Here is an 18,992-nt window from a genome sequence, read left to right on the forward strand (position 1 = left end):
GTATCCCGGCCACGGCCCGAACCGGTGGCGCATCACCCGAAAACGTGTCCCCCACCAGCGGGATTAGCACGCGCACAGCAACCGCTGCCGCGGTTTCACTGATCGCGCTGCATGATTCGCATCTGGGAAAAGTCTTCGTCGTCGTCACCCGTTCGAGGGGCCCGGGCGGCAGGTTGCGAACGCGAAGGAACCGGATCGGGAACCGCGGGAACCGCGAGCCCCCGTGCCCGGCGGAACCGTTCGGCGGCCGCGCGCAGCGTGCCGGGGGTCGGATCGCCGGACTTCGCGCCGCGGCCGCTGCGTTTCAGGAGGTCGGCGTTTTCGCTGTGGTGCCGCTGGTTGCGCGCCTTCGCGTTCCCGGCGACGCGACGCGCGTACGTCACCGCGTCCTGGCCGATGCGCTTGAAGGACGCCGCGGCGCTCTCGAATTCTTCGGACGGCACCGCGTGCCCTCCTCTCAGTTGAGGATTTCCACCGTGCGCACGGCCTGCGCGCAGGCGGCGGCGACCCGGTCCCGCAGCGGGGCCGTGGCGTACTGGCAGCCGACGTGGACGCGGATCCGGCCCTTCGCCACGACGTACCAGTCGACCTGGAGATCGGGCCGGTCCGGCTTGCTCTCGTGGTACCCGATCACCGTCTTGCCGGCGTAGGACAGGCTGGGGTTGTACGCGCTCCAGCGGTCCGGCCGGCTTTCGGCGAGCCGCCGGAGCTCGTCGACGAGCTTCTGCGGGTCCGCGGTCGCGTCGTAGTCCATCACGTATTCCTGCGCGACCACGAGGTCGTTGCCGTCCCGGGACTCCTGCGGGTGGATCACGACCTGCTTCTCGGCGACCCGGTCGTCGGTCTGGACCCAGTCCTCCGGGGCGACGAACCGGAAGTCGTACTGCGAGAGCGTCCGGCCGCTCTCCGCCTGGGTCCCGGAGTCCTTGAACACGAAGATCCCGGCGACGACGAGCGCGGCCACCACGACCACCGCGACCCCGACGACACCCCACAGCTTCCGGCGGTTCTTCTTCTCGGGTTCGGGCGCGGGCCGCGGCCCGGTGGCCGGGCCCTGCGGGTTCGGCCGCCCGGGCGGGCCGGACGGCGGCGACCACGGCCGGGCCACCGGCTGGCCACCCGGCGGTGACGGGGGTGGCGACGCCGTCCGGTTAGGGAAACCACCCGGTGCCGGGCGCTGCGGCGCGGGGCGGGGCGCGACGTCGCCCGGGCGGACGACCTCCGTGCGCTGCGCCGCCGGACCGAGTGCGCCACCCGGGGCCGCACCGAGCCGGGCCATCGCCTCGCCGGGCAGCGCGCCGGTGCGGTCCGGGTCCACCAGGACCGCCCGCAGCGCGCCGCGGGCAACGACCGTCTCGGGCTGGTCGAGGCTCGTCGGCACGACGCCGGTGCGCTCGTGCACCAGCCGCGAGATCATCGGGATCCGGCTCGACCCGCCGACCAGGAAGATCGCCGTGAGCTGCTTCGGCCGGAGACCGGCGTCACCGATCGCGGCGACCGTCAGCTCGACGGCCCGGCCCAGCGGGGCCGCGATCAGCCGCTCGAGGTCTTCGCGGGTGACGTGCGCGTCCGCGAACGGCGGCGGCATCGGCACGTCGGTGTAGGCGTGCCGCGACAACGTCTCCTTCGCGCCCCGCACGTCCTGCCGCAGCACGCGGCGGCGGCGCCGGTCGGTGAGCTCACGGCCTTCGACCAGCTGGCGCCACGCGTCGGGGTCCGCGCCCGCGACGAGCGAGCCGACGTGCTCCAGCAGCGCCTGGTCGATGTCCGCGCCGCCGAAGCCGGGGTCGCCCCGGGTGGCGAGCACCTGGAAGCCGCCGCGCTGCGGACGGCCGGCCCGGTCCCGCGCGGTGTCCGGCGGCAGCCGCCGCACCACGCTGACGTCGACCGTGCCGCCGCCGAGGTCCAGCACCGCGAGCGCGTCGCCGGGGCGGCCGCTGAACTCGACGGTGCGGTCGTTGGTCACGTCCTGCGGCGCGAACGTCGCCGCGTGGTAGACCGCCGCCGCGACCGGCTCCGGTACCAGCGCGACCTCGCGCGCCAGCCCGCCCGCGGCCTGCCGCAGCAGCCGGGTGCGGATCGCGCCCCAGTCCGCCGGGTGGGTCAGCACGAGCAGGTCGACCTCGGCGTCACCGGCCAGCCGGCGGGCCTCGGAGACCGCGCGGCCCAGCACGGCGTGCACGACGTCGGTGACGCGCAGGACGCTGTCACCGAGCAGCAGCTCGCCTTCGTCGATCCGCCGCTTCGGGTTCGGCTCGTACCGCGACGGGTCGACGGCCGCCTGCCGCTCGGCCTCCTGGCCGACGAACAGCGTGCCGTCCGCCGCGGCGAAGACGGCCGAGGACATCAGCGGCTGGCCGTCGATCACCACGACCTGCGGCTCGCGCCCGTTCACCGAGGCGACGACGCAGGTGCTCGATGTCCCGAAGTCCACCGCAACCCGGACCGTCACCAGCAGCTCCCGCAGTTGTGTTCGTGCTCCCCCGCGCGCGGCCGGCGGGACGCGCGCTCGGGGAGGAACCTACCCTCCGCCGTGGCGCGCCCCGCCGCCGTGCCTAGTCGGGGTTGATCCACGAGACCTGGATGAGCTGCTTGCCGCTCTTGCGGGTGAGCAGGTTGCCCCGGCCCGGCGGCATCGCGGACGGCTTGATGTTGCCGACCAGGGCGCCTTCGTCGCGGGAGCCGTTCATCACCATGCCCGGCGCGGCGATTTCCTTGAGCTTGCCGATGACCGGGTCGTACATCGCCTTGGACGCGCCACCGGTGCGCCGCACGACCACCAGGTGCAGGCCGACGTCCTTGGCCTGGGGCAGGAAGTCGGAGATCTTCCGCAGCGGGTTGTTGGTCGAGGTGGCCACCAGGTCGTAGTCGTCGACCAGGATGAACAGCTCCGGGCCCTTCCACCACGAGCGGGTCTTCAGCTGCTCCTGCGTGACGTCCGGACCCGGCAGGCGCCGGGTCATCGAGTTGAAGACGTCGCCGACCATGCTGTCCAGCTGCGCGGCCGACACCGCGTACCCCAGCAGCGAGTCGCCCTGGATGAACCCGAGCATCGTGCGCCGGTAGTCGACCAGCAGGATCAGCGCTTCCTTGGCCGAGTAGCGCTCCGAGATGCCCCGGGCGATCTGCCGCAGCAGGTTCGTCTTCCCCGATTCGCCGTCGGCGAAGGCGTAGAAGTGCGGCTCGGCGTTGAAGTCGAGGTAGATCGGCTGCAGGTCCTCCTCGTTGACCCCGATCGGGATCAGCTTCGAATCCCGCGCGGAGTCGAGCTTGAGCACCTCTTCGTAGGTGATCAGCTCCGGCAGCAGCCGCACCTGCGGCGCCGGGCGCCCGCGCCAGGCACCCTTGATCTTCGCCACCGCGTCCGCCACGCCGGCCGCGACCGTCTCCGGGTCGCTGGAGCCGTCGATCCGCGGGAGCCCGCCGAGCATGTGCAGCTTCTCGCGGGTCAGGCCGCGTCCCGGCCGCCCGGCCGGGACGTTCACCGCCACCCGCCGGTCGATGTCGGACTCGGTCGGGTCACCCAGGCGCAGCTCGAACCGGGTGCCCAGCATGTCCTTGATCGCCGGGCGGATGTCGGCCCACCGGTTCGCCGCGATGATCACGTGCACGCCGTAGGACAGACCCTGCGTGGCCAGCCGGGTGATCGTGGTCTCGAGCTCTTCGAAGTCGTCCCGCAGCGCCCGCCAGTTGTCCACCACCAGGAACGCGTCCCCGAACGGGTCCTGCTCCGGGCGGATCTCCCCGCGGCGCTTGCGGTTGCGGAACTCGGTCATCGAGTCGATGCCCATCGCCCCGAACCGGCCTTCCCGCTCGGTGAGCAGGGTGGTCAGCTCGGCCACGATCCGCCGCGCCTTGTCCGGCTCGCGCCGGGCCACCGCCACGCCACCGACGTGCGGCAGGTCCGCCAGACCGGCCAGGGTGCCACCACCGAGGTCGAGGCAGTAGAACTGCGCCTCCTCCGGGGTGTGGGTCAGCGCCATCGACATGATCAGCGTGCGCAGCATGGTCGACTTGCCGGTCTGCGGGCCGCCGACGATCACGCCGTGCCCGGACGCGCCGGAGAAGTCCGCCCACAGCGGGTCGCGGCGCTGCTCGTACGGCCGGTCGATGATGCCCAGCGGCACCTGCAGCCGCCCGTTGCCGAAGTAGCCCACCGGGGACAGGCCGCGGTCGTCGGTCGGGTTCAGGTTCGGCAGCAGCGTGTCGAGGGAGTTCGGGTCCTTCAGCGGCGGCAGCCACACCTCGTGCGCCGGCGGGCCCTGCCCGACCAGGCGCGAGACGATGACGTCCAGCTCGCTGGGCTCGACCGCCTCCTCCGACTGCCGCTGCTCTTGCACCGGCGCCTCGATCAGCTGCGGCTCCGGCTCCTTCGGCAGCTCCACGAAGTCCGGGACGAACAGCTGCGGCCGCTTGTCCGCGCGGACCACGGTCGCCGCCGGACCCGCCGCCTTCAACCCGGCCGGCCGGTACGGACCGGAGACGTAGGACGCCTTGAACCGCACCAGCGTCGAGGTGTCGAACTTCAGGTACCCGCCACCGGGGACCGACGGCAGCTCGAACGCGTCCGGCACGCCGATCGCGGCGCGCGACTCCGCCGCAGAGAACGTCTTGAGGCCGATCCGGTACGACAGGTGCGAGTCGAGACCGCGCAGCTTGCCTTCTTCGAGGCGCTGCGAAGCCAGCAGCATGTGCATCTGCAGCGACCGGCCCAGCCGGCCGATCGCGACGAACAGGTCGATGAAGTCCGGCTTCGCGCTCAGCAGCTCGGAGAACTCGTCGCAGACGATGAACAGGGCGGGCAGCGGGTCGAGGTCCGCGCCGTTTTCCCGCGCTTTCTCGTACTCCCAGACGTTCTTGAAGTTGCCGCCGTTCTTCAGCGCTTCCTGCCGCCGGTTCATCTCCCCGGCCAGCGCGTCCTTCATGCGGTCGACCAGGGTGACCTCGTCCGCGAGGTTGGTGATGACCGCGGAGACGTGCGGGGCCTTGTCCAGGCCCAGGAACGTCGCACCACCCTTGAAGTCGACGAGGACGAAGTTGAGCGTCGACGAGGAGTGCGTCGCCAGCAGGCCCAGCACCAGCGTGCGGAGGAACTCCGACTTGCCGGAACCGGTCGCGCCGATGCACAGCCCGTGCGGGCCCATGCCTTCCGCGGCGGCTTCCTTGATGTCCAGCTCCACCGGCTGGCCGTACTCGCCGACGCCGAACGGGACGCGGTAGCGGTCACGGATCGGCCGCGGCCGCCACGCCTGCTGCACGTCGAACGTCATCGGGTCACCCGGGATACCGAGCAGCTCCAGCAGCGACGGGTTGGACAGCAGCGGCTCTTCGTCGCCGACGTCCTGGCCCGCGGCACCGCCGACCCGGTACGGCGAGATGAGCCGCGCCAGCGACTCGGTCTCGACCAGGCTCAGCGTGTCCGGGCGGCCGAACCACTCGACGCCGCCGGCACTGCGCGCACCCAGCCTGTCGGCCTCGACGACCAGCCGGAGGCCGCGGCGGGCGGCGAGGTTGCCGAGGGAGTCGGACAGGTCGACCAGCGTGACGCCGACCAGGCCCTCCTCCAGCACGATCTGCTCTTCGCGGGTGACCTCGGCGTCGTCGATGATGATCACGACGTGCGGCTGGTCCGGCGCCGGGGTGGCGTTGCGGGAGAACCGCTGGCGGTCACGCAGTTCTTCGTCGAGCCAGTCCTCGATCTGGGCGAGCGAACCGGCCATCATGCGGAGCTGGCCGATGCCGTCGGACAGCGTGGGGTGCTGCACGTGCGGCAGCCACTTCGCCCACTCCCACTCCTCCTTCGCCCGGCCCGCGGTGGCGACCGCGATCAGCACGTCGTCGGGGCTGTGGAAGGTGACCAGCTGCGCGAGCATCGCGCGGGTGAGGCCGCGGGTCAGCGCGCGGTCGCCCTGCATGCTGACCGCGGCGAACCCGCGGAGGGTGATCTGGGTCGGCAGGTCCGGCACGATCGAGTGCGCGCGCACGAACCGGCGCAGCGCGAGGGTGGCGATCGGCTCCAGCTCGTCGACGGGCCCGGTCTGGGGCGGGACCAGCCGCGTGGCGAGGCGGTGCGAGCTGCGCCCGACGCGCAGGTGCAGGAAGTCCTGGTCGTTCTGGCGGCGCTCCCACATCCGGCGGCTCGCGGCCAGCGACCACAGCGACTGCGGGTCCGGGTGCACCCACTCCAGCGCGGCGCGCTGGTCGACCATCGCCTCGCGGGCGCGGTCGCGCATCTGGCCCAGGTAACGCAGGTAGTCCTTGCGGTCCTCGTCCATCTCGGCGCGCTTGGCACCGCCGCCCTTGCCGCCACCGCCGGCCATCATCCCGAGCGTCCCGACGACCATCATGCCGCCCATGGCCATCATCATCGGGTTCCGGTTGGAGGCCTGGAACATGAAGACCATCATCCCGAGCGACGCGACGATCATGACGACCGGAAGCGCCTTCATGACGATGTTGCCGGGGATGACGCGCGGCACCTCGGGCGGCGGCTCGAGGTGCACCTCGCCGCCGGGTGGGCGCGGTGCCGCCAGCCGCGGCGACTTCTTGAACTGCAGCGTGCTCATCGAAGGACCCCTCATTCAACACTCGACGATGGCGGCCACCGCGCAAGGTGTGCGCACCCAACCTATCGAACGCCCCGCGGGAATTCCGCCGGATGCCGGAACCGCCCGGGAACGCTGCCCGATCGTCGTCAGGCGAGTGTACGGCCCGGCACCGGCAGTAATGTCGGTCTCGGCGCCGCGACCTGTGGTGGCCGGTGAATTTCGGACGTTCGATGATGCCCGCGCCGGGGTTCGGTATAAGTTCCCCGGGAGCAGCATCGACCGAGCGGGGGCAGTGCAGTGGCTACGGGCACGACAGTATTCAGCAGGGTGACGGTCGTCGCGCCGTCCACCCGGATCGACGTCGCGCTGCCCGCCGACGTCGCGGTGGCCGATCTGCTGCCGATGCTGCTGGACATGGCCAAGGAGACCTCGCCCGACGGCGGGGCCCGGCACGGCGGCTGGGCGCTGGCCAAGCTCGGCGACGCCCCGCTCGACCCGAGCCGCACGCTGGCCTCGCTCGGCGTCGTCGACGGTGAGCTGCTCCAGCTGCGCAAGCGCAACGAAAACCCGCCGCCACCGCTGTACGACGACGTCGTCGACGCCATCGCCGAATCATCCCCGGACAGCTTCCGGCCGTGGACGAAGGAAACGGCCAACCGCTTCGGGCACGTCGCCGGCGGCCTGGCCCTCTTCGCCGCCGCCGTCGCGCTGTTCATGAGCGGTTCCTTCTACGGCGGCAGCGCGCTGGGCGCGGCCATCGCCGGCGGCATCGGCGCCATCGCCTGCGTGGCCGTCGGCGCCACGCTCGCCAAGGGCTACCAGGCCGAAGCGACCGGCGTGCTGATCGCCGCGGCGGGCGGGCTGCCGCTGGCCTTCGTCAGCGGCTTCTACATCGTGCCCGGGCTGTCACTGCGGGCGAACCTGCTGCTCGGCGCGGTACTGGTGATGATCGTCGCCTCGGTCTGCATCATGGTGATCGGCGCCGGCATCACGACGTTCATCGCCGCGGCCACCGCGGGCACCTTCGGCGCACTGGCCTTCCTGTTCGGCACGCTCGTCGCGCACCCGGCCGCCGGTATCGCGGCCGGCACCGTCGCGGTCGCCCTCGCCTGCATCTCGATCCTGCCGCGCGCCACCATCTGGCTCGCGAAGCTGCCGCTCCCGCACGTGCCGAGCAACGCCGAGGAGCTGAAGGAAGACTCCGGCTTCCCCGACTACCGGGCGATCGAGCGCCGCACGGCGATCGCGCACAACTACATGACCGGCCTGATGGTCGGCTGCGGTGCCACGGTGGCGGTCTCGGCGGTCATCGCCGCCAGCGCGCCCGGCGCGTTCGGGATCATCCTCGGCGTCGTCGCGACGCTCGTCCTGCTGCTGCGCGCCCGCGCGTACGCCAACGGCAGCCAGGCGATCGCCCTGCTCACCACGGGCCTGGTCTCGGCCACCGGGATCGCCGTCGGCTGGCTGCTCACCGCGAGCCCGCAGAACCGCCTGCTCTACGTCTTCGGCCTGCTGATCCTGCTCGCCGCGGGCGCGCTCGTGGTCGGCGTGATCTTCCCGAACCAGCGGTTCTCGCCGCCGCTGCGGCGCACGGTGGAGATCATCGAAGCGATCTGCATCGCCTCCGTGCTGCCCCTCGCCCTCGGTGTGATGGACCTCTACACCACCCTGCGGCACCTGAACTTCAAGTGACCGGGCCGGGTGAATCCAGGATGTCAGCAGGACACCGTTTCGGCGCGGCCCGGCGGACCACGACGGCCCTGATCGCCGGCACCCTCGGCGTCCTCGCCCCGCTCGGCGCCCTGCCCGCACAGGCCCAGACCGCGCCGGCCGACGGCTACTTCGGGACCCCGCCCCCGGTCGACGACAGCAAGCTGATCCCGGACGAGCGCAAGCCGGACAAGGCCTACAAGCTGTCGAAGGGCTGCGTCCAGCGCAGCACCCTCGGGCAGAACATCGTGCTCAAGAACCGGCCGTGGGGCCAGGACTACCTCCAGATCTCGAAGGCGCACGAGATCGTCAAGGCGGCCACGGGCGGCATCGGCGCCGGGATCAAGGTGGCCGTGATCGACACCGGCGTCACCCGGCACCCGTGGTTCCAGGACCGGCTGAAGTCCGGCGGCGAGTACGTCGCGAACCCGTCGAAGGGCCAGCCGCCGGGGCTCGAGGACTGCGACGGCCACGGCACCGAGGTCGCCGGCATCATCGCGGCGAAGCCGGACAACCCGGAGGTCGGGTTCATCGGCGTCGCGCCGGACGCGACCATCGTGTCCTACCGCCAGCTGAGCGAGAACTACGAGCCCGACACCCAGAACTCGTCGGCGGGCGGCACCAGCGGCACGCCGTCTTCGAGCACCAACCCGCCCACCGGGTCGTCGTCCCCGCCGCCGAGCAGCGGCGGTGGCGGCAGCAGCGAGGGCGACGGGACGTCGCCCGGCCAGTCCAACGGCGGCCGCCAGCTCGAGAAGGCCGGGACGGCGGGCACGCTGAAGACCCTCGCCGAGATCATCCGCGGCATCGCCGACCGCAACGAAGCCGACGTCATCAACATGTCGGTCGACAACTGCCGGACGGCCGACGGTTCGATCACCACCGGCGAGCAGCAGGTCCAGGCGGCGGTCCACTACGCGGCGTCGAAGAACATCGTGATCGTCGCGGCGGCGGGGAACGTCACCGACACCTGCCCGCAGAACGACCAGCCCGACGCCAGGAAGCCCAAGACGATCGTGACGCCGCCGTGGTTCGCCGACGACGTGCTGTCGGTGGGCGCGATCGAGGAGCAGGCCGGCAGCGTGGCCCCGTTCAGCGTGCACGGCCCGTGGGTCGGCGTCGCGGCACCGGGCACGAAGATCACCTCGCTCGACCCGGCCGAGGGGTCCGACGGCCTGGCGAACCTGACCTTCGAAAGCGGCGACAAGGCCAGTGAGATCCAGGGCACGAGCTTCGCGGCGCCGTACGTCGCGGGCCTGGCCGCGCTGGTGAAGGCGAAGTTCCCGCAGCTGAGCGGGCCGGCCATCGTCAACCGGATCAAGGAGACGGCCCAGCACCCGGCCGCACCCGGCGGCCGCGACAACTTCGTCGGCTACGGCGTCATCGACCCGGTGGCGGCGCTGACCCAGAGCCTGCCGTCGGAGGCGGGGCAGCAGGCCCCGATGCCGTCCCCGCAGCTGGCCCAGCTCCCCCCGGCGAACGACCGCAGCCCGACCCCGGTGATCGTGGCACTGGCCGGCACCGGCGGCGGCGTGGTCGCGCTGCTGATCACGCTGTTCGTGATGCACACGATCCGCCGCAACCGCCCGGAACCGACCAGCACCACCCGCCGCTGACCCGCGGCCGCCCGCGATCGGGCGGGCCTCACGCGTGCTTGCAGAGGCATCACGCGTGATCAGAGGGGCATCACGTGTGTTTGCAGGGGCATCACGCCGATGCCCCGCCAATCACGAATGATGCCCCTCCAGTCACGCGTGATGCCCTGCTGATCACGTGTGATGCCTCTTGCGTCACTTGGCTGGCGGCTTCTTCGGCTGGGGGTTTTCGTCTTCGCCGATCACCGGCGGGGCGACCAGGCCGGGCTCGCCCAGCAGTTCCGACGGCTTCGTCGTCGGGCGGGTCTTCGACTGGCGACGGCCACCGCCGCCGCCTCCGCCGAACGCGCCGAAGCCCATCATCGGCATCATCGGCATGCCCGACGTGTTGTGGCCGGCCGAGCCGTCCGGGTCCGGGGCGGGGGCCGGCTGCGGGGCGGGCGCGTCGGCGGCGTCCGGGGCTCCGGCGCCCGTGTGCCGCCCCTCCGCCGGGCCGTCGGCCGACGACGGCGTCATCACCTCGTCGGCCGACGAGGAGGCCGTAGCCTGCTCGCCCGCTTCGTTCAGCGCGTCGTCGTGCAGCTTGAAGCGTTCCGGCGGGTACCGGTGGCGGATCTCGATGGTGCGGGACTTCGTGTCGGGGTCGTCCACGCCGTTGCACAGCCGGTCGAACGCCTCCATGACGTCCCGTGCCGTCTCGTGCAGTGCCTTCGCCGAGTCCTGCGTCTCCTGCAGCTGGGCCCGCGCCCGCTTGGCCCCGCCGCTGGGCAGCAGCATCGTCTCCGACGTCAGCTCCGCCGCGTCCACCAGCACCTCGACCAGGTCGACGACGACGTGGCGGAGGGTCGTCACCATCTCGTCCAGCGCGCCGGCCAGTGTTTCGAGCGCTTCGCGGAGGTCACCGCCCGCCGCGCCGATCTCGCGGATGTACGTGACGAACGAGTCCGCGTCACGCCCCTCCCAGCCCGCGTCGAGCCGGCCGAGTTGGTCGTCCAGGCGCGCCGAAACCTCGCCCGCGACCGACGCCGCGGCCCGCAGGCGATCCGCTTCCGCGCCGAGGTCGGCCCAGCGGCCGACCAGCGGGCGGAAGTACGTCTCCACCGGGTCGAGCACGCCCAGCTCGTGCGCCAGGTCCGAGAGGTACGCCAGGTACGGCTCGGCCGCCGCCGTGATGTCCTCGCCCGCGGGCACCGGCACCGCGGCCGCGGGGTGGGTTCCGGCCGTCATCCGTCGAGCCTCCCGGCCCGCTTGATCAGCTCCGCGGCTTCCTCGTCCTGGCCGCCGTGGCGGACCGTGACCTGCCGCAGCGCTTCCGCGGCCGAGCGCAGCGCCTCGGCGCCGTCGGCCAGCTGCCGCCGCAGGGCCCCGGCCGCGCGGCCGTACGACTCGCCGAGGCCGATCTGCGCGCCCAGCGTCCCGTAGGACTCCGCGGTGACGTCCCCACCGACCTCGGCCGCCGCCGCGTCCAGGTCGTCCGCGGCGGCCTCGGCCGTCTCGGCGTACCGGGCGACGACCACGCCGTCCATCTTCAAGCCGGCCACGGCACCTCCGCTCGCGAGAAAAGCCTTCGAGCGTGGGACGCCCGCCGGGGGCCGCCGGTTCCGCTCAGTTCCCCGGCTGCCTGCTCGGGGTCGGGTAGCTGCCGGCGTTCGGGTCGATCGGCACCGAGTCGAACTGCCGCAGCACGTCCTGGGTGTTCAGCGACGCCCCGGTCGGCAGCAGCCCGATGATCGACTCCGGCGCGGGCTGCCGGTTGTTCAGGCCGATCGCGTCCGCGGTCTGGGCGTCCGGGACGCTGTAGCGGATGCCCCGGTCGGAGATCAGCTGGATCGCGCCCTTGCCGAAGCTGGCCTTGCCGGTGGCGGACTGGACGACCGCGGCGAACCCCGGCTTGAGGTAGAAGCCGTTGAGCGGCACGCGGTTCGGGCCCGGCGTGGTCACCGTCATCGGCGCGAACTTGTCGCCGGTGCTCTTCTGGCCGGGCAGCTGCGTGTCGACGTACACCGAGGTGTGGCCGTCCTGGTCGGGCCCGGACCCGGTCAGCGACCAGCCGAGGCACGCGACCGACGAGTTCTTCGTCGCGTCGAGGATCGTCGGCACCGAGCGCGGGAAGTCGTCGACCGGGATGTAGTCCGGATCGGTGGGCTGCAGGGTCTTCACGCCGGCGAGCTTGTCCGGGCCCAGCGTCTGGATGCTGCTGGAGCTACCGTTCTTCGCGACGCGGATGATGTCGGCGACGGCGTTGGAGACCCGCTGGATGCCGGTCGGGGTGATCGCCCAGTAGTTCAGCTCGCGCTGGCCGGCCTGCTGGGTGGCGAAGACGTCACCGGAGGTCAGGCCGTCGAAGTCCGCCGGGGCCTGTCCGTTCGGGATCTTCGGCGGCGTCAGCTTGGCGACCTCGGGGATGGCGTTGAGCAGGCCCGGCGTGATCTTCCGCGGCGACGGCGGCAGCTGCAGCGCGGTGCGGACGGCGTCGTTCGGGTTGTCGACGTCGATTTCGGCGCGCACGGTGTTCGCGTTCGGCCGGTTCCGGGAGCTCGGCAGCCGGTAGACGAGGTAGGTCTTCCCGTTGTCGGCCTTCGCCAGCAGCGCCTCGTTCTCACCCAGCTCGGCGCCGAGGCTGCTCGGCGCGACGCCGCCGAAAACGTAGGTGTTGGTCCGGCCCGTGTCGGGGTTCGGCAGTGAGGTGTCCAGCTGAACCTGGTCGCAGACGGCCCAGTTGGGGGTAATGCGCTGGGAATCCGTCGGGATCAGCTGCGGACCGTCCGGAATTCCGGTCAGTTTGTCGCGCGGAATGTCCTTCAGCTGCTCGTCGGAAACGACGGTGGGATTCTTCACAGCCGCCGGACTCGCCGCGGCGGCGGCTGCGGGCGCGGCCGGCGCGCCGCCGGCGCCCGGGCCGGACTGCTTCTGCTGGGCCAGCAGCAGGAGCCGGGCCGACGCGAGGTTGAACGTGGGGATCAGCTTCGTCGGGTTGCCCGCCGCCACGACGTAAACCGTGCCGGACTGTTCGCCGATCACGATGTTCCCGGCCGCCGGCACCGAAGGTGCCGGGCTGAGCAGGCCCCAGACGACGAAGACGATCATGCCGAGCGCGCCCAGCACCACCCCGACGATCGTGGCCCGCGTGTGGGTGCGCATCGGGTCGTGCAGCATCACGGCGTCCCGCCGGACCAGCGCCGACTGCATCCGCCGTAGGACGAACTGATACGCCTGGACCTGAGACTTAGTCGTGGGTGTTGATGGCATTCTCGACCTACAGCTCTCCCCGTCGCGGTACGGTTCCGCAGGATAGCCGTACGGGGACCGTCTGGTGTGGGGTTTCTACCAACTCAAGCTAGTGTCGGGCACCCCGGGACCCGGCTTCCGGGTACGCAGCAAGCACGAGGGGAAGAGAAAGCGCGGATGTCCGTCACCACTCCTCCACGTCCGCCTGGCCCGCCCGGGCCCCCGCCGCCCGGTGGCCGTCCGCCGGGCCCGCCGCCGCGGCCGGGCAGACCCGGTGGTCCCGGCGGCCCGGGTGGTGTTCCCGGCGGACCCGGTGGCGTGCCCGGTGGACCCGGTGGCGGCCCTGGCGGCCCCGGAATGCCCCCGCGCGGTCCCGGTGGTCCCGGCCCGGTTCCCGGTGGCCCCGGCGGACGTCCGGGCGGCCCTGGTGGGCCTGGGGGCCCGGGTGGTCCCGGTGGTCCTGGCGGTGGTGGTCCCGGCGGTCCTGGGGGCCCCGGTGGCCCGGGTGGTCCCGGTGGCGGCCCCGGTGGCTCGCAGGGACCCGACGACAGCGGTCCCGCCACTCCCCCGTCCGGCCCGGCCCGGGTGGCCCCGCCGGCGCGGCGCCGCTCCGCCGGCGTCACCCTCGGCCCGCTGCCCGTGGCCAACCTCGTCGTGCTCGAGGTCGGCCTCGCGATCGGCCTGGTGCTGCTCGCCATCGACATGAAGCTGAAGTGGGTCGGCGTCGGCATCGTCGGCTTCGCCCTGATCGTCGCACTGCTGCGCCGCCGCGGCCGCTGGTTCACCCAGTGGATCGGGCTGACGCTGCGCTACTCCTTCCGCGCCCACGACCGGGTCGCGAACCCGCTGCCGCCGAGCACCGTCGAGGAGCTGGCCGCCGAGGAGACCACGGTCACCGGCCCCGACGACGCCCGCGTGAACCTGCTCCGCATCGCCGTGCCGGACCTCGTCGTGGCGCACGGCGTCGACCACGAACGCCAGCAGGTCGGGCTCGCCTGGAACGACGGCACCTGGACCGCGGTGCTGCTCGTCGAGCCGGCCCCGGCGCTGATCACCCAGGCCGACGGCGCGCCGAGCCTGCCGCTGTCGGCGCTGGCGCCCTGCCTCGAAGACCGCGGGGTGGTCCTCGACTCGATCCAGATGATCTGGCACTGCTACCCGGGCAGCGCGGCGCTGCCGTCGGACTCGCCGGCGCTCAGCTCCTACATGGAGGTGCTCGGCCCGCTGCCCGCGGCGGCCCGGCGCACGACGTGGGTGGCGATCCGGCTCGACCCGCGGCGGTGCCCGGCGGCGATCCGCGAGCGCGGCGGCGGTGTCGTCGGCGCCCACCGCGCGCTGATCGGTGCGCTGTCGCGGGTGCGCAACGCGCTGGAGTCCCAGGGCGTGCCGACGCGGCCGCTCGACCCGGACGAGCTGCTGCGGGCGAGCATCTCCGCGGCGGAGCTGACCGCCGTCGCCGGGTCCGCGACCAAGGTGACGTTGCAGGAGCGCTGGTCCGGCGTGACCGCGGCCGGGATCGGGCACGCGAGCTACGCCATCACCGGCTGGCCGAAGGGCAAGGTCACCAGCAGCCTCAACGCGCTGACCAGCGTCCGCGCGCTGTCGGCGACGCTGGCGATGGCGATCTCCCCGGCGTCCGACGAGGGCAAGATCGGGCTGCGCGGAGTGGTCCGGGTGAGCGCACGGAACCCGCGTGAGCTCGACGCCGCCGACCAGCGGCTGCAGAGCCTGTCCGAGCGGCTCGGCGTGGACCTGACGCCGCTGCGCGGGCTGCAGGTGTCCGCGTTCGCCGCGACGTTGCCGATCGGAGGCACAGCATGAGTTCGCGCGTCCGTGATGCCGGGCAGAACAGTGGCGTGGCACCGGAGTTCACGGTCGACCCGGCGCTGCTCGACGCGATCAGCCCCTCGGGCGACCGCGGCGGCATCGTGCTCGGCTCGGGTCTCAAGGGCGAGCCGCTGACCATCTCCGCGCTGCGCTCGACCCCGACCCGGATCGTGCTCGTCGGCGGGCTGTACCTGGCCCGCCAGGTGGCCATGCGCGCGATGGCGGTCGGCGCGTGGGTGGTGGTCGCGACCGGGCGCCCGACCGAGTGGCAGGTGCTCTCCCGGGCGGCGGGCAGCCGCGACGGGCGGCCGTCGCCGCTGGTGCAGATCCGCCGGCTGTCGCCGGTCGAGCTGCCGCGGCCGTCGGAGGACGCGCCGCTGCTGGTGGTCACCGACGGCGGCCCGACCCCGCAGGACCTGTTCCCGCCCCGCTCGCCGTGGCAGACGACGGTGTACGTGCTCCCGTACCTGCACCCGCAGGCGGGCGCGACGGCCAACGCGGCGGACCTGGTGCTGATGCAGCGCCTCCCCGCGGGCCAGGCCGAGCTGGCGGCCCGCATCTGGCGGCTGCCGCCCCAGATGATGCGCCAGCTCACGACGTTGCAGGACGACCAGGTGGTGGCCTTGGGCCGCAACCTGTGGCGGCCGCTGCGGCTGGTGACGACGGGCAAGGAGCAGCAGCTCCTGGGCCCGGTGCGCCGCGGCGACTGAGTTCCGCCGGACACGCGGAAGCGGGTGGTTCCCCTCGGGGAGCCACCCGCTTTCATTTCGTCAGAACTCAGAGCTCAGAGGTCGGAGGAGGTGCGGACGTTCCGCGTCTGCTCGGCGCGCGCGGCCAGCTCGTCGTCCGGCGGGTAGTCGACGCCCAGCAGCGTCAGGCCGTGGGCCGGGGCCACCGCGCTGTCGCGGATGCCGCTCTCCAGGACCTTCGACGGCCACGCGCCCGTGCGGCGGCCGTCGCCGACCAGCAGCAGCACGCCGACCAGGCTGCGGACCATCGAGTGGCAGAACGCGTCCGCCGAGACGCGGACTTCCAGCAGGTGCTCGTCGACCCGCGCCCACTCCAGGCGCTGCAGCTCGCGGATCGTCGTGCCCGTGTCGCGCTGCTTGCAGTACGCCGCGAAGTCGTGCAGGCCGAGCAGCTCGGCCGCGGCCGCGTTCATCGCGTCCGTCGAAAGTGGACGGTTCCAGGCCAGGGTGTCGTGGCGGCGCAACGGGTCCACGCCCCACGGCGCGTCGGAGACCCGGTAGCGGTAGTGACGGCGGATCGCCGAGAAGCGGGCGTCGAAGCCCTCGGGCGCGATCCGGGCGCCCAGCACCCGGACGTCACCGGGCAGGAGGCGGTTCCAGCGGCCCACCATGCGCGTCAGGTCCGGGATGCCCTCCGGCGACACCGGGATCCGCCCCGATGGCCCGGCGAGGGGCACCACGTCGACGTGGACCACCTGACCGGTCGCGTGCACGCCGGCGTCCGTGCGGCCCGCCACGACGACGGACTTCGGGACCGCGGCTCCCGGCGGCTGCTTCCGCAGCGCCTCCTCCAGGAGCCCCTGGACCGTGCGGCGGCCCGGCTGGCGGGCCCAGCCCGAGAAGTCCGTGCCGTCGTAGGAGACGTCCAGGCGCAGACGAACGAGCCCGCCCTCCCCGTGGGGAGTGGCGGGCTCGTCCGGTGTCGAATCGGCCGTCAGGACGTCAGTCCTTCTTGGCGTCCGCGTCCGCGTCGTCCGAAGCCGGGGCCTCGGTCTCGGCGGCGGTGGTCGCCGTGTCATCGGCGGCGGGCGCCTCGGTGGTGATCTCTTCGGTCGAGGTCTCCTCGGCAGCAGCCGGAGCGGCGGCCTTCTCGTCCTTGGCGAACTTCGTCTTGCGAGCGCGCTCGGCTTCCGAAGTCACCGTCTTCTCGGCCACCAGCTCGATGACGGCCATGGCGGCGTTGTCGCCCTTGCGCGGCATCGTCTTGGTGATCCGGGTGTAGCCACCGGCGCGCTCCGCGAAGTGCGGACCGATCTCGGCGAACAGCTTGTGCACGACGTCCTTGTCACGGACGACCTTCTGCACCTGACGACGGTTGTGCAGGTCGCCCCGCTTCGCCTTCGTGATCAGCTTCTCGGCCAGCGGGCGGACCCGGCGGGCCTTCGCCTCGGTGGTCGTGATCTTGCCGTGCTCGAACAGCTGCGTGGCCAAGTTGGCCAGGATCAGCCGCTCGTGCGCGGACGACCCGCCGAGCCGGGCTCCCTTGGTAGGGGTGGGCATTGGTTCTCCTAGTTCAGCTCACAGCGTCCAGGCACACGGCCTCAGAGCTGCTCGGTCTCTGCGTAGTCCTGGCCATCGTCGTGGCCGTCCGAAATCCCGTCGGCGATGCTGCCGACACCCTCCGACCAGCCTTCACCGTCGTAGCTCGCGGCCGCGGCGGTCGGGTCGAACCCGGGCGGGCTGTCCTTCAGCGCGAGGCCGAGACCGACGAGCTTCAGCTTGACCTCGTCGATCGACTTGGCGCCGAAGTTGCGGATGTCGAGCAGGTCCGCCTCGCTGCGCGAGACGAGCTCGCCCACCGTGTGGATGCCTTCGCGCTTGAGGCAGTTGTACGACCGGACGGTGAGGTCCAGGTCCTCGATCGGCATCGCGTAGGCGGCGATGGTGTCCGCCTCCTGCGGCGACGGGCCGATCTCGATGCCCTCGGCGTCGACGTTCAGCTCGCGGGCGAGACCGAACAGCTCCACCAGCGTCTTGCCGGCCGACGCGACCGCGTCGCGCGGCGTGATCGACGGCTTGGTCTCGACGTCCAGGATCAGCTTGTCGAAGTCGGTGCGCTGCTCGACACGGGTGGCCTCGACCTTGTAGGTCACCTTGAGCACCGGCGAGTAGATCGAGTCGACCGGGATCCGGCCGATCTCCGCGCCCGCCTGCTTGTTCTGCAGGGCCGGAACGTAACCGCGGCCGCGCTCGACGACGAGCTCGATCTCGAGCTTGCCCTTGCCGTTCAGCGACGCGATGTGCAGGTCCGGGTTGTGCACGGTGACACCCGCCGGCGGCACGATGTCGGCCGCCGTGACCTCACCGGGGCCCTGCTTGCGCAGGTACATGGTGACCGGCTCGTCCTCTTCCGAGGACACCACGAGCTCCTTGAGGTTCAGGATGATGTCGGTGACGTCTTCCTTCACCCCGGGAACGGTGGTGAACTCGTGCAGCACGCCGTCGATGCGGATGCTCGTCACGGCCGCGCCCGGGATGGACGACAGCAGCGTGCGACGCAGCGAGTTGCCGAGCGTGTAGCCGAAGCCGGGCTCCAGCGGTTCGATGGTGAACCGGGAGCGGGTCTCGTTGACCGTCTCTTCGCCGAGAGCCGGCCGCTGGGAAATCAGCATTTCTTCCTAGTTCCTTTCCAGACGACGCCCGCCATATGACGTCGAAGGGATGGCGCGGCGGCGGCGCACCTGTTGCGCCGCCGCCCTGCGTCCGACGAAGCCGGACTACTTCGAGTAGAGCTCGACGATCAGCTGTTCCTGAACCGGAACGTCGATCTGCGCACGCTCCGGGAGCTGGTGGACCAGCACGCGGAGGTTGGACTGGACGACCTGCAGCCACGCCGGGACGGGGCGCTCGCCGAAGGACTCCTTCGCCGCCACGAACGGCAGCATGCCCATGGACTTCGGCCGCACGTCGATGATGTCCCACTTGGTGACCTGGAACGACGGGACGTTCACCTTCTGGCCGTTGACCAGGAAGTGGCCGTGGCTCACCAGCTGCCGCGCCTGGCGGCGGGTGCGGGCGATGCCGGCGCGGTAGATCACGTTGTCCAGGCGGGACTCGAGGATCTGCAGCAGGTTCTCACCGGTCTTGCCGGGACGCCGGACGGCTTCCTTGTAGTACCGGACGAACTGGCGCTCGAGAACGCCGTAGGTGTAGCGAGCCTTCTGCTTCTCCTGCGACTGCAGGAGGTACTCGGACTCCTTGATGCGCCCGCGGCCGTGCTGGCCCGGCGGGTAGGGGCGACGCTCGAAAGCCTGGTCGCCGCCGATGAGGTCAACCTTGAGGCGACGCGAGATACGCGTCGCGGGGCCGGTGTAACGAGCCATTTCTTCTTACTC

14 protein-coding genes are annotated in these 18,992 nt (G+C 72.0%); 4 read left to right on the top strand and 10 right to left on the bottom strand.

Going from position 1 to position 18,992, the window contains the following annotated elements; all coding sequences use genetic code 11:
- Positions 1-95: 95 nt before the first annotated feature.
- The 3 genes from ABZX11_RS06575 to eccCa form a co-directional block, all read right to left on the bottom strand.
- Entirely contained in the window at positions 96-443 is a 348-nt protein-coding gene (locus tag ABZX11_RS06575; RefSeq protein ID WP_354910516.1) for a hypothetical protein, read from the bottom strand.
- A gap of 14 nt (positions 444-457) precedes the next feature.
- Positions 458-2,452, bottom strand: coding sequence for a type VII secretion-associated protein (locus ABZX11_RS06580; protein ID WP_354910519.1), 1,995 nt, complete (start codon positions 2,450-2,452; stop codon positions 458-460).
- A gap of 103 nt (positions 2,453-2,555) precedes the next feature.
- Complete coding sequence (gene eccCa / locus ABZX11_RS06585; protein ID WP_354910521.1) at positions 2,556-6,566, bottom strand: type VII secretion protein EccCa; 4,011 nt, start codon at positions 6,564-6,566, stop codon at positions 2,556-2,558.
- A gap of 309 nt (positions 6,567-6,875) precedes the next feature.
- Between eccCa and eccD the strand changes: the two genes are divergently transcribed.
- Complete coding sequence (gene eccD, locus ABZX11_RS06590) at positions 6,876-8,240, top strand: type VII secretion integral membrane protein EccD (protein WP_176173256.1); 1,365 nt, start codon at positions 6,876-6,878, stop codon at positions 8,238-8,240.
- 20 nt (positions 8,241-8,260) lie between these two features.
- The gene (locus ABZX11_RS06595; protein WP_176173257.1) at positions 8,261-9,874 is read left to right on the top strand and encodes a S8 family serine peptidase; all 1,614 of its coding nucleotides are present in this window, start codon (positions 8,261-8,263) and stop codon (positions 9,872-9,874) included.
- A gap of 174 nt (positions 9,875-10,048) precedes the next feature.
- On the opposite strand, the gene ABZX11_RS06600 is transcribed toward ABZX11_RS06595, so the two are convergent.
- The 3 genes from ABZX11_RS06600 to eccB form a co-directional block, all read right to left on the bottom strand.
- Entirely contained in the window at positions 10,049-11,080 is a 1,032-nt protein-coding gene (locus ABZX11_RS06600; RefSeq protein ID WP_354910525.1) for a WXG100 family type VII secretion target, read from the bottom strand.
- Positions 11,077-11,394, bottom strand: a complete 318-nt coding sequence (locus ABZX11_RS06605; protein ID WP_254897003.1) for a hypothetical protein — start codon at positions 11,392-11,394, stop codon at positions 11,077-11,079. Before ABZX11_RS06605 ends, ABZX11_RS06600 begins: the two co-directional genes overlap by 4 nt.
- 64 nt (positions 11,395-11,458) lie before the next feature.
- The gene (gene eccB, locus ABZX11_RS06610) at positions 11,459-13,102 is read right to left on the bottom strand and encodes a type VII secretion protein EccB (protein WP_354910529.1); all 1,644 of its coding nucleotides are present in this window, start codon (positions 13,100-13,102) and stop codon (positions 11,459-11,461) included.
- Positions 13,103-13,720: 618 nt separating this feature from the next.
- On the opposite strand from eccB, the gene eccE reads away from it, so the two are divergent.
- The gene (gene eccE, locus ABZX11_RS06615) at positions 13,721-14,902 is read left to right on the top strand and encodes a type VII secretion protein EccE (RefSeq protein WP_176173260.1); all 1,182 of its coding nucleotides are present in this window, start codon (positions 13,721-13,723) and stop codon (positions 14,900-14,902) included.
- Positions 14,899-15,618: a hypothetical protein gene (locus ABZX11_RS06620; RefSeq protein ID WP_091304676.1), complete on the top strand. Its 720-nt coding sequence runs from the start codon at positions 14,899-14,901 to the stop codon at positions 15,616-15,618. Before eccE ends, ABZX11_RS06620 begins: the two co-directional genes overlap by 4 nt.
- Positions 15,619-15,692: 74 nt before the next feature.
- On the opposite strand, the gene truA is transcribed toward ABZX11_RS06620, so the two are convergent.
- The 4 genes from truA to rpsD form a co-directional block, all read right to left on the bottom strand.
- The gene (gene truA, locus ABZX11_RS06625) at positions 15,693-16,526 is read right to left on the bottom strand and encodes a tRNA pseudouridine(38-40) synthase TruA (protein ID WP_354910914.1); all 834 of its coding nucleotides are present in this window, start codon (positions 16,524-16,526) and stop codon (positions 15,693-15,695) included.
- Positions 16,527-16,599: 73 nt separating this feature from the next.
- Positions 16,600-17,157, bottom strand: coding sequence for a 50S ribosomal protein L17 (gene rplQ / locus ABZX11_RS06630; protein ID WP_354910532.1), 558 nt, complete (start codon positions 17,155-17,157; stop codon positions 16,600-16,602).
- A 41-nt stretch (positions 17,158-17,198) separates the two neighbouring features.
- Positions 17,199-18,269, bottom strand: coding sequence for a DNA-directed RNA polymerase subunit alpha (locus tag ABZX11_RS06635; RefSeq protein ID WP_091304679.1), 1,071 nt, complete (start codon positions 18,267-18,269; stop codon positions 17,199-17,201).
- Positions 18,270-18,374: 105 nt separating this feature from the next.
- Positions 18,375-18,980 (bottom strand): 30S ribosomal protein S4, encoded by a 606-nt coding sequence (rpsD, locus tag ABZX11_RS06640; RefSeq protein ID WP_176173263.1) that lies wholly within the window; start codon positions 18,978-18,980, stop codon positions 18,375-18,377.
- Positions 18,981-18,992: the final 12 nt, after the last annotated feature.

It is taken from the genome of Amycolatopsis sp. NPDC004169 (assembly GCF_040610315.1).
Taxonomy (GTDB): domain Bacteria; phylum Actinomycetota; class Actinomycetes; order Mycobacteriales; family Pseudonocardiaceae; genus Amycolatopsis.

Coding starts and splice junctions, on each gene's coding strand:
- ABZX11_RS06635 (WP_091304679.1), bottom strand. CDS start 18,269: ATGCTGATTTCCCAGCGGCCGGCTCTCGGCGAAGAGACGGTCAACGAG.
- ABZX11_RS06595 (WP_176173257.1), top strand. CDS start 8,261: ATGTCAGCAGGACACCGTTTCGGCGCGGCCCGGCGGACCACGACGGCC.
- ABZX11_RS06620 (WP_091304676.1), top strand. CDS start 14,899: ATGAGTTCGCGCGTCCGTGATGCCGGGCAGAACAGTGGCGTGGCACCG.
- ABZX11_RS06600 (WP_354910525.1), bottom strand. CDS start 11,080: ATGACGGCCGGAACCCACCCCGCGGCCGCGGTGCCGGTGCCCGCGGGC.
- rplQ (WP_354910532.1), bottom strand. CDS start 17,157: ATGCCCACCCCTACCAAGGGAGCCCGGCTCGGCGGGTCGTCCGCGCAC.
- eccB (WP_354910529.1), bottom strand. CDS start 13,102: ATGCCATCAACACCCACGACTAAGTCTCAGGTCCAGGCGTATCAGTTC.
- rpsD (WP_176173263.1), bottom strand. CDS start 18,980: ATGGCTCGTTACACCGGCCCCGCGACGCGTATCTCGCGTCGCCTCAAG.
- eccCa (WP_354910521.1), bottom strand. CDS start 6,566: ATGAGCACGCTGCAGTTCAAGAAGTCGCCGCGGCTGGCGGCACCGCGC.